Source organism: Thalassotalea sp. ND16A (assembly GCF_000764205.1).
Classification (GTDB): domain Bacteria; phylum Pseudomonadota; class Gammaproteobacteria; order Enterobacterales; family Alteromonadaceae; genus Thalassotalea_A.
Window position 1 is genome coordinate 1 of the sequence record NZ_JQDZ01000080.1, and the last position, 12949, is coordinate 12949.

The 12949-nt window shown below is 40.6% G+C and carries 13 protein-coding genes; 6 read left to right on the top strand and 7 right to left on the bottom strand.

Translation table 11 applies throughout. The features are described 5' to 3' along the window. The 4 genes from ND16A_RS07010 to ND16A_RS06995 all read right to left on the bottom strand — a co-directional run. The coding region (locus ND16A_RS07010; protein ID WP_152593883.1) for a hypothetical protein at window positions 1–208 on the bottom strand (208 nt) is incomplete at its 3' end. A gap of 514 nt (window positions 209–722) precedes the next feature. Further along, window positions 723–1916: a serine hydrolase domain-containing protein gene (locus tag ND16A_RS07005; RefSeq protein WP_033078089.1), complete on the bottom strand. Its 1194-nt coding sequence runs from the start codon at window positions 1914–1916 to the stop codon at window positions 723–725. A 41-nt stretch (window positions 1917–1957) separates the two neighbouring features. Further along, the gene (locus ND16A_RS07000) at window positions 1958–2476 is read right to left on the bottom strand and encodes a hypothetical protein (protein ID WP_235282134.1); all 519 of its coding nucleotides are present in this window, start codon (window positions 2474–2476) and stop codon (window positions 1958–1960) included. Window positions 2477–2714: 238 nt separating this feature from the next. After that, on the bottom strand, window positions 2715–4070 hold the full coding sequence (locus ND16A_RS06995; protein WP_033078090.1) for a leucyl aminopeptidase family protein: 1356 nt from the start codon (window positions 4068–4070) through the stop codon (window positions 2715–2717). A 439-nt stretch (window positions 4071–4509) separates the two neighbouring features. Here ND16A_RS06995 and ND16A_RS0119395 point away from each other — a divergent pair, with 439 nt between their 5' ends. From ND16A_RS0119395 to ND16A_RS06990, 3 genes are all read left to right on the top strand, one after another. Next, window positions 4510–5007 carry a hypothetical protein gene (locus ND16A_RS0119395; protein ID WP_160173519.1) on the top strand — a complete coding sequence of 166 codons (498 nt, stop codon included), beginning with the start codon at window positions 4510–4512 and terminating at the stop codon, window positions 5005–5007. 42 nt (window positions 5008–5049) lie between these two features. After that, the gene (locus ND16A_RS21875) at window positions 5050–5181 is read left to right on the top strand and encodes a hypothetical protein (RefSeq protein ID WP_268746317.1); all 132 of its coding nucleotides are present in this window, start codon (window positions 5050–5052) and stop codon (window positions 5179–5181) included. 603 nt (window positions 5182–5784) lie between these two features. After that, window positions 5785–7614, top strand: coding sequence for an SLC13 family permease (locus ND16A_RS06990; RefSeq protein ID WP_033078092.1), 1830 nt, complete (start codon window positions 5785–5787; stop codon window positions 7612–7614). Between the two features lie 4 nt (window positions 7615–7618). Here the strand turns inward: ND16A_RS06990 and ND16A_RS06985 are convergent, their stop codons facing one another. Together ND16A_RS06985 and ND16A_RS06980 are read right to left on the bottom strand one after the other, a co-directional pair. Next, window positions 7619–8944, bottom strand: coding sequence for an aminotransferase class V-fold PLP-dependent enzyme (locus ND16A_RS06985; protein ID WP_033078093.1), 1326 nt, complete (start codon window positions 8942–8944; stop codon window positions 7619–7621). A gap of 177 nt (window positions 8945–9121) precedes the next feature. After that, entirely contained in the window at window positions 9122–9364 is a 243-nt protein-coding gene (locus tag ND16A_RS06980) for a hypothetical protein (RefSeq protein WP_033078094.1), read from the bottom strand. Window positions 9365–9483: 119 nt separating this feature from the next. Here ND16A_RS06980 and ND16A_RS06975 point away from each other — a divergent pair, with 119 nt between their 5' ends. Next, a complete protein-coding gene (locus tag ND16A_RS06975; RefSeq protein ID WP_033078095.1) occupies window positions 9484–9792 on the top strand; it encodes a putative signal transducing protein in 309 nt (102 codons plus the stop codon). Window positions 9793–9847: 55 nt separating this feature from the next. After that, on the top strand, window positions 9848–10057 hold the full coding sequence (locus ND16A_RS06970; RefSeq protein WP_033078096.1) for a DUF1653 domain-containing protein: 210 nt from the start codon (window positions 9848–9850) through the stop codon (window positions 10055–10057). Between the two features lie 162 nt (window positions 10058–10219). On the opposite strand, the gene ND16A_RS06965 is transcribed toward ND16A_RS06970, so the two are convergent. Continuing rightward, on the bottom strand, window positions 10220–10888 hold the full coding sequence (locus ND16A_RS06965) for a DUF3313 domain-containing protein (RefSeq protein ID WP_033078097.1): 669 nt from the start codon (window positions 10886–10888) through the stop codon (window positions 10220–10222). Between the two features lie 413 nt (window positions 10889–11301). On the opposite strand from ND16A_RS06965, the gene ND16A_RS21725 reads away from it, so the two are divergent. Further along, window positions 11302–12210, top strand: a complete 909-nt coding sequence (locus ND16A_RS21725) for a hypothetical protein (protein ID WP_235282136.1) — start codon at window positions 11302–11304, stop codon at window positions 12208–12210. Window positions 12211–12949: the final 739 nt, after the last annotated feature.

The window sequence follows — 12949 nt, forward strand, 5'->3', positions numbered from 1 at the left end:
GAAAATCCTGAGCATTACCTCCCTTGGAACTACCAACAAAATCAAGAGATAACTCAGTCATAGACTGGGTTAGCGCCATTCTAAATAACTCAACTTGCCATGTCACACTATCCCGCCGTAAGCTCACGATTTTTGTACTGGCATTGATTTTTCGAATACTTAACCGGGCATCGAAATTAAGTCGTAATACTTCTCTTATTTTTCGCATTGTTATCCTTGGTGTAGCCATTGTCTATCCTAATTCAAAAAAGATAGCTTTAGACTAACAAAAATAGTTAATTATCAATGCGTTAAAATTGATTCCGGTTTATCGTGAACACCGATTCCGGAAAATCATGAAAAAGTGTTCACGATGAAACCGGAATGACTGTTCACGTTAAACCAGAATAGGTGTTCACGATGGGCCGGAATGACTGTTCACGATGCTCCGGAATATGCACTTATTTTTAAAAGAGGTCATTGCCATCATCCATGAGGTCTCTGAGGAAAATCCAACTGTTATCTACGAACCGTTGTTGAACAATACAAATAATTTTACTCCGTTAATTCGTGTCTGAATCACTTTCATTGTAAAAACAAGCATTATGCTAACAATCTTTATATCATTTTATTTCCTATTTATTCAAGCACTTAATTACACTAGTAGGTTATTCATGTTTACCTGCAATAGATACAAACGAAATATTCCAAGAGTTCTAGCGAGCTAAAATTCATTAACTCTGTTAAATATGCTTTTCCGGTAGTGAGTCATTTAGCTTATGAGCTTGCGACCAAAACTGGCTAGATATTTTGTTGATGGCGTTAGACTCGGCATTGATGAGCACGGCAAAACCAATATCCAATTCTGGCGAGTAGCCAATATCCGCTCGAAAGCCTGCAACCCAGCCAGAATGATAGATTATTGAGTAATTTTTCAGTTGGTAAATACGCCAGCCGTAGCCATAGTGAGCATCGGTTAAATGCTGTTTCCAGAATTTTCGGCGCAGATCTTTTTTAGTTTTTATCCGGGGAATGGTCAACTCATTGAGTAGTTTAGGTGACAATATTTCTGGCTTATGACCTAAATTAGCGATTAACCATTTGGCTAAGTCGGTAATGCTGGCGTTGATCCCCGCAGCCGGTGCAACTTTATACAAATCAGGCTCTACTTTGACCGTACGCCAAATGTATTGCTGAACTTGATTACCTTGCGCGTCCTTTTTAGCTGTTTCGATGCGTTTTCTGAGAACATGAGGTTTGGCGGTATTATTTTGTTGCAAAAATACATCGATACCCACAGAAGCATTTTTCATCTTTAGTGGCGAAAAGACTCTCTCCTGCAGCAAGGTTGAATAACTTTTAGCTTGGCTCGCTTCTATTGCTGGCTGTAAAAACGCATAGGCGATGTTTTGATATCCATAGCACTGCGCCGGTTTACAAATCGGGTTGATACGATTAAAACGACGAATGATTTTATCCATACTCCAGTTTTCATGCAGTAGGTTGTCATAAGCGTTTGGCATAAGTCCGCTTGAATGGCTTAATAGATGCCTAAGTTGGATTTGCTCGGCAGCGCCCTCTTTCGCCAAAGAGAAATGAGGAACATATTTGGTAACAGGATCCGACAGGTTCAACTGCTGCTCATGCGCCAGCATGGTGGTAATCGTTGCGGCAAAGGTTTTAGACACGGATGCTAAACGAAATACTGTGTTGCTATTTACTTTGCCAGATTTAGCTTTATCGAGATGACCAAAAGTTTCCAGGGCGACAATGTTATCGTTTTTCACTATGGCATATGCTGCGCCTGGAATGCTGTATTGTTCCAGTTCGCTGGTAACACTCGCAGACAGCTTCTGATTGAAATTGATAAGGTTACTGCCAAATGCAGCCGGCATTAATAACATGGCAAACAAGATGCAGCTGACTCGGCAAATCATTGTTACGTTCTCAGTTTGGAAAAGCAGCCAATTCTAACGACTTAACAGACAAATAAAAAGTAGAAAATAACGATAACCTCAACGATCTCAACATCGCTGTTAGTTGAAAGTTCTGTTTTATAGCTGCGTATTAAATCGCCTTGTTCGGCATTAAATGTACTATTTTCATCTGCAAACTTCGCGTTCCCCTGGCTCACATAAGCTAAAACTTCATCGTCAAATTTAATATTTTCACCTGCCGGTAAACGCAAAATATCTATGGTGGTATTGCTATCAAATGTTTTACTTTGGCTTTTATTACCACCATAAATACGCGTGACGCCCGTTGTTTTTAAGGGGTAGTGTTTATATCCCGCCGTCTGTTCTGATTCATCAGGCAATACCCATAATTGCAGCATACGATTTTTAGTGTTATCAGGATTGACTTCGTTATGGCTGAACCCTTCCCCGCCAGCACGTTGCACCTGAGCTTCACCCGCCGTTATTAGGTTTCGGCTTATCCGGTTATTTATTAAACGCTTATTGCCCCGACCCGCGTTTATTTGATAGCCATCAAGCATGGCAAGAAGCTTCTGTTAACGCCCACTACATTTGGTATATTTTTGCCGCCATTGCGCTGGTCTCCGCCGTTTCTCTGATTATTTACGGCAAGGTAAAGCAAAGGTTAGATCAAAAGCAAACTACGGTTGAACTTGAAAGCATTGAGACAGTTGCTTAATCGAAGTGTAAAAATAACAATGTTGAACATAGATAAGTAAGTTCACCATAAAAAGCCCACTTAGTGTGGGCTTTTTTATACTATTTATTATAACGTGATTGCAAATAGTCAAACACAGTACGAATGCCAAATGCTTCACCACCTAACGGTCGACCCGGCAGTTTGCGGATGTTCCATGCCATCACATCAAAATGCAACCAATCAGTGTCAGGATTGACAAACTCTTGCAAATACAAGGCGGCAGTGATTGCCCCAGCAAAGGGAATGGTTGCACAATTGGCAATATCTGCAACTTCACTGTTGAGTAAACTTTTATAATCGTTATACAAAGGCATACGCCATACCGGGTCATTGATTTGCGTACCCATGCTCATCAGTGTGTTGGCAATGTCATCATTATTGGCAAAGAAACCCGGCAATTCAGTACCAAGGGCAACTCGCATCGCACCGGTTAAAGTAGCAAAATCAATCAGTAATTCCGGATTGTCATTATTTGCTTCATCCAATGCATCACACAACACTAAACGACCTTCGGCATCGGTATTATCAATCTCTACCGTTAATCCTTTGCGGGTGGTCACTACATCGCCTGGACGTAATGCGTTACTCGAGACTGCGTTTTCAACCGCAGGAATGAGAACCCGTAATTGCACCGGTAAATTGTGCGACATGATTAATTGCGTTAGCCCTAACACATGGGCCGCACCGCCCATGTCTTTTTTCATATTGCGCATACCCGCTTTCGGCTTGATATCCAGGCCGCCACTGTCAAAACATACGCCTTTACCAACTAGGGTGACTTTCGGATCGCCGGCTTTGCCCCAGGTTAAATCAATTAAACGAGGCTGATGGACACTGGCGCGCCCTACCGCGTGAATGGTTGGATAATTTTGCGCTAATAAGTCATCGCCTACAATTTGCTCAACCTGGCCACCATATTGCGCCACGAGTGCAAGCGCTGTTTGACCTAAATGTTCTGGCATCATATCTGCTGCAGGGGTATTGACTAAATCACGTACCAGAGCGCTGGCGGTGGTAAATTTTAATACTTTTTCAACCAGGGCTTTATCATCAATCACTAACGTTGCACGTTGTTGCGGTTGTTGATAACGATTAAATTGGTAACAGCCCATGGCCCAACCAAAAGCAAATGCCTCTTGGTACTCACTTGCGCCACCGTATTGATAATGGGCGACAGGCAGTTGCTTAACTATATCTCCACTGGCAAAGTAGTGATTTGGGTTTTCAAGCACGACAACCACTTTTTGCAGTTTTCCGGTTGCATCTGGAATTAATGAAACGCCATTACTTGCTTGCGTTTGTTTTAACCAGCTTTGCACTTGTTCCGTTTCAGCCATCAACCAATTTTCAAAATTTTGTTGGCGAACAATAATCAGTGGAATCGTGGGGTTCTCAGTAATATTTACTATGCTCATTTCTTTCCTTAACGTATGCTGGAGATTAACCATTTAGGTAATTATACCAATCATCTCATTAACAGTTGCTAAGATAAAACCTATGCAGCTCTTTTTTATCTCTATTTTTAATCCGATTGTAATTTTCAATCTACAAACCTCTTTAGAAGCAAAAATTAGTGCGGCCTAGCTAGTTGTAAACACTAATGACAGTGAATCAACCTCAAACAATGACGGTATCTATTTTCTTTCCTTAGCTGATGAGAACAGTAAACCTATAATGAAGAAGACATTGTCGGCCTAAGTTGGCACCCAGATGGCGATTATATCGTCTATGGCTCGCAACTTGCGGATATTGGTAAACTTGCCGTTGCGAGCGTTTGAAAATTTCGGCGCCCTAACTTACATCGAAGAAAGTGATAAATTAATATTTACTTTAATTACTCAAAACGGGATTAAAATGAAACATCTCTTGTTACTCATCTTGTTAATCATTTCTCATGCCAGCGTGGCAAAAGTGGTGCCGGTAGAAGCGTTTGCCAAGCAGTCGTTATTTAACAGTTTAAAATTATCGCCTGATGGTAAACATATTGCAGCAACGGTTCCCAAAGGTAACACCACCAACCTGGTCATTATTGATAAGGCCACGATGAAACCGTTAAAAGCTTTTAGTTTTGCCGAATTTGAGCACATAGGCAGTTTTTATTGGGCAGGTAATAAACGCGTAGTTTACTCTAAAATGTATCAAAAGAGCGATAAAGAAAAAAAATGGCAAGAAATTGATAAAAACAATCCAATTATCGATTACTCACCGCTTTGGGTAAATTTCGATCGAACAAAACTGTACCTAAGTAAGAATCTTAACAAAAGTGGTGCAAGTGCCCTGTATCAATATGACTTTGCCAGCAAAAACATTGAACTGCTGTTTAATCACCCAAACCTTGATATCAAATCCTAAATCTTTGAACCGGGAAGTAAAAATATTATTGGGGTGAAAACCATGTTCGATGGTATTAGTTACCATTACCTTGATGAAAATCGAAAATTTACGGCCCTGCATAAAGCTCTTGCCAGCGCGTTTCCTGGCCAAGACATCAATATTTCTGCCAACTCTGTTGATGCTGTTCAATAAATATGGGAAGGATGAAGAGTTTTGGATAAAAGAGTCGCCGTTAACCTATATCGATAGATTTTGTCAGGTTAAGATTGACAAGAACAATTAATAACAATTTCAGGTACTTATGAATATCACAAAGACAGACGATAAACACAGTAAGGGCATGCCAGTAACAGCTACAGAAAACCTTGTTGCTGAAGATAAGGTTTATTCAGTCAAATTTATAAAACTCAACAACATTTACAACTTGTTCGATGATGCAAAGAAGGACTTTATCTTAGGATACAACTAGCGATAATAGCAATCACATCATGATGAAATTAGCCGTGAAGACATTAATTTATCCTCACGGCGATTCTAAAAATAAATACCCCAGTTTTTATTCCTACCAGCTGATTATCAGAGAAAACCGTGTTAAATGAATCACCTAATACAATTAAACATTAACTATTGGCAAGGCAGCAAAGATCATATAGCATCAAAACAGTGTGAGTTAGTTAACCTGAACGGTGGATAAGCAGCAGCTGCTCAATTCTTCACTTTTTCGCTGATCAAGTTTGTAAAAATCAATTATAGTTAATTGATGTTGCCAATTTTGCCAATAACAATGAGAATGATATGAATATACCTGACATCCCAAATTATCATGCTCTGGCGATGTTATTGATCACCGCGTTAGCGTTATATTTTTTTCGTCGCGAAGACATTCCTCTGCAAACGTCATCTCTTGCGGTTATTTCGCTATTAGGGCTAGTATTCACGGTATTTCCCTTTCATATTGATGGTGAACATCTAGAGCCTTCCTCGTTATTTTATGGGTTTGGTCATGAGGCACTTATTACCGTTTGTGCGTTAATGATCATCGGCCATGCATTAGTAAGAACCGGTGCTTTAGAGCCTATTGGTAGAAACTTGGCCAAGTTGTGGAAAATAAGCCCTATTTTGTCTCTATTAATTACCTTACTGGTTGCCGGTACACTTAGCGCCTTTGTTAATAACACCCCAATTGTGGTGTTGTTTTTGCCTATTCTTATTAGTGTATCGATAAGAACGAAAACCGATTCGTCACCCATGTTGTTACCTATGGGTCTGGCGACATTAGTTGGCGGTATGACGACTACCATAGGCACGTCGACCAACTTACTGGTGGTTAGTGTTGCCAGTGATATGGGTATACCCCGTTTTAGTATGTTCCATTTTGCTTACCCGGCACTCATTGCGGCATCGGTTGCGGTGGTTTATTTGTGGCTAATTGCGCCAAAACTTCTGCCTAAACGCAAGCCTACGCTACCCGACACCTCTCCGCGTTTATTCAGTGCCTATTTAAATATTAATGATGACAGTTTGACGGTGGGTAAAACCGTGGCTGAAATCAGAAAGTTGACTGAAAACCAAATGAGCATAGATTTTATTCAACGCAGTCCGGATTATCGCAATGTGATGCCATTGCCCGATACGGTAATCAAGCCAGGAGACCGACTTAAAGTAAAGGACTACCCTAACCGCTTAAAAGAATTTGAAACCGTGTTACATGCCACGTTATATTCTGGCCAACACAAATTGGATGCTGAACATCCATTACTTGAAGACAAACAAACCTTGGCAGAAATTGTGGTCATTCAAGCATCAGGGTTACATGGTAAAACGTTAAAAGAGGTAAATTTTAAACAAAATTTTGGCGTTTCCGTACTGGCATTGCATCGTGGTGGTATTGCTATGGATATTGGCCGCAAAAGCATTGGTAACGTCACCATTCAAACCGGAGATGTCTTATTGGTGCAAGGAGATGACAAGCAAGTGGCAGTATTAAAAGCGGCCCGTGGCTTGTTGATCATCGATGGCGCGGCAGATTTACCGCAATCAAAAAAGGCGCCGTTAGCTTTGGGTATTTTAATCGCGGTAATCTTAGTGGCTGCGCTGGGCATTTTGCCCATTGCGATCAGTTCGATTTGTGGGGTGTTAATATTACTGGCAACCGATTGCATCAGTTGGGATGATGCCTCGTCGGCGTTAAGCAGCCAAGTGATCCTGATTGTTGCCGCATCCTTAGCCTTAGGTGCTGCGATGATGAAAACAGGTGGTGCGTTGTACATCGCGCAACTATTTGTTGCTCTGGCCTTCGATTTACCACCTGCGGGGATTTTATCGGCGCTTATGCTGTTACTCGCCATCCTCACCAACATTGTTTCCAATAACGCCGCGGCGGTTATCGGAACACCTATTGCGGCTTCGGTTGCCAATCAGCTTAACTTGCCGGTAGAACCGTTTATCCTTGCGGTATTGTTTGGTGCTAATTTAAGCTACGCCACACCTATGGCCTATAAAACCAATTTATTGGTAATGAATGCCGGCGGTTACAAATTTTCTGACTTTATGCGGGTCGGCATTCCATTGATCATTTTGATGTGGGTTACTTTATCGTTTTTGCTAAGTTGGATGTATTTATAAACGGCTAAGCGAGCGCTTGAATTTGCGCTAAAGCGAGTTCTATTTCTCGTTCATTGTTCAACAGCGACGGTGCAAACCTTGCGTAACTATTACGGTACGGGGTATTACTCATGATAATGCCTTTGTGGTGTAATATTTTCACCACATCTTCTGCCGTCATACCTTTCACATCAAAGCACACCAAACCAGCAGAGAGTTGACTAGAACCTGGGGTGTAAAGGGTTACGTGCGGCATTTCTGCCAAGCCTTGTTTGGTGAAACTATTTAACTGGTGAACTCGTTTTTCGACATTGGCTTTACCGAGTTGCAGATGTAATTTGAACGCCTCAGGCAATGCCCAGCGATGCTCGAAAGAATGAAACCCTCCAGGAGACATATGCTCGCCAACGGGAACATTGTGCTGGCTGGTAAGTCCTAGCCATACGTCATATGAAGCACTAAAGCTTGGAATAACCGGCTCAGACTGTGCCCATGCCCTATCGCTTCCCCAAATCACTCCCGTACCGCGTGGGCCAAATAGCCATTTATGCGTGCCAGCAACAAAAAAATCACACCCCAGAGTGCTGATATCTACATCTTCAATACCAAAACCGTGCACGCCATCGACACAAAATAATATTTGTTGTTGCGAACCTCTGTCATGATTGATTTTTTTTATGGTATCTGCCATCGCCCGAATAGGCAGTTTTACCCCCGTTGATGAATGCACCCAGGTAACCGCTACCACTCGGGTTTTAGGGGTTATTCCAGCTTTTAATCGATTTAAAACCTCATCTACCGACGCCAATGCCGGGTTGTCATAAAGCTTGATACGTCGTACTTTAGCCCCGGTGCGCTGCGCACGATGTGCTAATGACATATCGGTGGAATAATGATCGTGAACCGTTTGTAGAATTTCATCTTCGGGCTGCAATTGTAGACCACTGTAAATTAAACCCAGTCCCATTGTGGTACTGTCGGTTAAGGCGATGTTTTCAGCTTTTCCTCCCATATACGCCGCTGCGGATTTGGCGATGCCGGCTTCTATCGTTTCAAATCTGTCATGCCAGTAATCGGCAGGGTTTTCATCCAGCCCTTGTCTGTGTTGTTCAATAGCAGCGGATACCGGCTTAGGGTGAGATGCCAGAAGAAATGTAGATAATTGGATGTATTTATGAGTGAGTGGAAATAAACTTCGTAGTGCTACCCAATCGCCTGGTGCAATAGCATTTGTTGGAGAGTTTGATTTAGTTGAGTTCAGTGTTTGACTGTTAGCAATAACGGATTTTGACGTTAACAAGCCAGCACCTAAGGTGATCCCGAGTTTATTCAAAAATTGACGTCTTAACATATTAACTGTCCTGTGTTTGGCCTTGTGTTTATCATCTACTACAGAGGTGAAGTACTGATAGATTGGTTCAATACAGTGTAGAAGATTGCAGATTAAACGCAAAAATGAGGTGGTTTAACCCCAGGAGAAAGTTAGCCACGGTTTTAAACTTTGATCGCGAAGGCAGATGAAATTTTTCTACTGATTGCCCTTATCCATTTTACGGTAGTGGAAATAAACACCTGATAAAATGACAACCACGCCGATTGTCGGATAAAGGCCAGAAAAATTTAGCAAAGCCCCTACGAACATTAAAGCATGGCCTGAAATTGAATAACCAATTTGCTTACTTGGTTTGGCTTTACCGGTTTTAATCAACACCGCCGCCACCAGGCTATAACACATTATCAACAGCCATAATAAAGCAAACACATTTTCCATAGGGCTTCCCCTTTTAACTGGTGTAAAAATGGCTCATAGCAATTTAACCATTAAAAATGAGCAGATATTCAGTCAACTTGGTATTATATTAATAATAGTGTGTTTAATTTTGCAGGCCAATGATCAAAATATATAGCGACGAAAGTTTTATCCAGGTAGAGCACATAAAAAATCTGCTCGAAAGTTATCATATTGACTGTGTGACTAAAAATACCGCGCTGTCCTCTTTGGCAGGCGAAGTTCCCAGTACCGAGTGCTGGCCAGAGTTGTGGTTAATCGATGGCAGCAAAAAAGAAATGGCGTTGGCAATTATTACTGAGAGTAAACTTGCCTGCTCTGCTGGAGAAAATGACTGGGTATGCGAAAAGTGTGATGAAAAGATAGAAGGTATGTTTGAAATTTGTTGGCAATGTGGCGCATTGCGCTAGACAAATTGCAGATTATTACCAATAATCCCAGCATTAAACACTAAAGAGCATTATCATGAGCATTCCAACTGGCAAATATCAGCATTTTAAAGGCAATTTCTATCGAGTATTGCACGTGGCAAAACACAGTGAAACCGAAGAAGAATACGTCGTGTACCAACCATTATATGGTGAACAAGGCATTTGGATAAGACCACTTTCGATGTTCTGTGAAACCATTGAGCGTGATGGCAAGGTATTGCAACGTTTTAGCAAAGTAGATTAATTTAACCATATTGGCTACAGCAAATTCCGTTTATGTACTTAAACGGCTCTATTGGCATTCATTGTTGAAACCTGAGATATCGACATTTAAAAGACTGAAAAAAACTAATAAAAAAGGCCTTCACATCAGGCCTTTTAAAACATTTCGCTTTGCGCTAGGCACTTATTTAATATTTTCGCTAATACTTTTCTTAACCAACTTGGCCCAATCATCTAATAATGGTTTTACCATCTCTAGGGTTAATGGTTGCTCTTCATCATCAACCTCTGCACCTAAGCCCGTGCGAAAAAACGTTGCTAATAACTCACCACTTTTCGCATCAGTCACTTCACCTTCAATGACGAGTTTCGCCGTTAAGTTATCTAAATTTCCAGTAACCGCTGATGCCACAAATGTTATTGGCAAATATTGGACCGCTGACAAACCTTCATCATTAATCGTTGCTCCAGTTATCGCCATTCTTAATCTAATGGTTTTATCAGTAGCCATTTCAACCACTTTACCTGTGCTTTGTGCGGCCTTTTTAATACCGTTATTTGCGTATTGTGCGATATCCATCAACACTTTGTTATCAATATCCCCACCGGCTTTAGGTGCTGGATAATAAGAAACGTCATCAATTATAACACTACTGTATTGCCGTGTTTTGTACTCTGAACTTTCCCATTTCAATAAAACATTATTCTCTGTCGTATCAACTTCTTTTAAATTTGTATAATTACTTAAATAACCACTATTTTTCTTTGCTAAGTCTTCTTTTGGCGTTGACCCACATGCAGACAACATAATAACAAAAGAGATCAGGACTAAACTCATTTTATGATTTTTCATATATATCCCCATAGACTATATTTCCAAAAATCAAGCTACTATAGAACGGGTTAGACGCCAACTCACTAAAAAAAGTTCAATTTATTTACCTTTTCTTCATCTCTATTAGGGAGTGAAGGCAAACATTTCTCGCTTATGACTCTACTGTTTTTTTCAAAAATTCCAAGTAAACAATCGTGTATTTGTTTAAGCCGGTAATTGTATTATTCCTTATCCCCTCATGCACCGTACTAAATCATAATTCCCTGTTTAGCTCGGCTAAAAGACTTAACGCAACGGCTGGTGTCATACCACCCTTAACATTTGCACCGTTCAAATTTATAACGTAAATTACTCAACAGCTCACAAGTTGCTGCGAGCTGTGAGTTCAACCTTTCAAAATAATTGTTTTTTCTAAAGGAAATTAGATACAAATGCGCTCCTTCATTAGCGAAAAATTGGATTTCGTACAAAAGAAAGCCAGAAGTGCCTACTCAGATATTACTGGTAAAGTTACGTTAATATCTGAAGTATTCAATGGCCTTCCTATAATCTCATCATTTGAAAGTACTGAATCTACAAACTTTGATGAAAAACATTATTTTATTATTCCATTTAAGCTTTCTGAATATGGCATTGCTTTACACACAATGCGCAGCCTTCCTAAAGGTGCTGCTGAAATAAACGACCTTCCGAAAAGACGAATATTTCATTTTTACAACGAGCACGCTGAAGGCCAGTTAAAAAGGTACTTGTTAGAGCAAGCTGAATCGTCTGTAATGCAAGGCCAGCATGATAAAATTAGTAGTATCGAAAATTTAGCAAATAGTATAGATGCCTTAGATAATAAACTTACCTATGGGATGCTCCTCGTTGGTGGGTTATCGGCCATTGTTAATCCAATTCTAGGCGCAACTATTGCTGCTAAGGCAATCCTTCCAAGTGTTACGGGCTTAGTTAATAAGCACGGTTTGAAACCATTAGGCGAGAAGTTTACTCAGTCTTCATTAACATCTCAAATTGAACAGGCAAAGCAAAAAGTTCAGCGCGATTTTGAGTCTGGAAACACTCTGAAATTAATCAACCCTATTTTACATGAGTTAGATTTGGCCCTAAACACAACTGAGCAGCAACACGACCCTTTATTAGATTTTGATCTATCTTCATCTGATATAGATGAGCTCGATTCGTTGATTTGGCGCAGCCTTACGATTAAAGCACTGAGGCATGTATACGATGAAGTCTTAGAAGATAATAGTAAACATGACAACGCTCAGTTAGGCCCCGAAGATTTACGTTGGCTAGAAATGCTATTTGCTTCACAAGATCCAGAAGAACAATAAACCCAAACTGCCTGCTAAAGGCATTCTTGAGACTAATAGCAATTTAACCTAATGTATTCCAAGACTCACAGATTATAGTGAGCGAATAGCGGACATAGATATTTTCCCGCCCAACCTCTACAAAAGCGCCGTCATCCCATCATGTTTTTGGATGGGATCTCCTAAATCCCAAAAGAGCCTTTAACAAAGCCACCTTGAACCTGACAAAGATCCCACCCAAAAGCACGGTGGGATGACGGTGTGTTTTTCTGGTTTTGTTATGTCTCAGCTTGCCAATTGAGACGGCTGAGTGCTAAAGGGGTTGCTGCAAGGTAACCGCTGTTTTGCATCAAATCGACTTAAAACTCAGCTATCAACAATTATCGCAAATAGAGCCACAGAAGCCGAGTTCAGGTTATTTGCAGTTGCGGCGGGATAGGACAAGTTAGCGTATCAGCGATGGCGCGCATTAACTCCATTTCATCAACTGAAAAAATCTTATCTTGAGTAATAATACAAAGGCAAGCTCTGATCAGTTTATGCTTAGAGTTAGGATGAATTCGCGACAAATTATCTAACGCCTTATCCAGTTGCGCGTAATTAACCTGATCTTTTGTTAAAATTTGCAGGTGACGAATTGACTCAAATTAAAGGTAACCCTAGCGATTTAGCAATAAGCTGAAAAACATATCGTTGACTCATAATTAATGTAACCCTGTTCAGGAGCATTAATTATGCAGCTTAAAGAACGCAGAAGTTA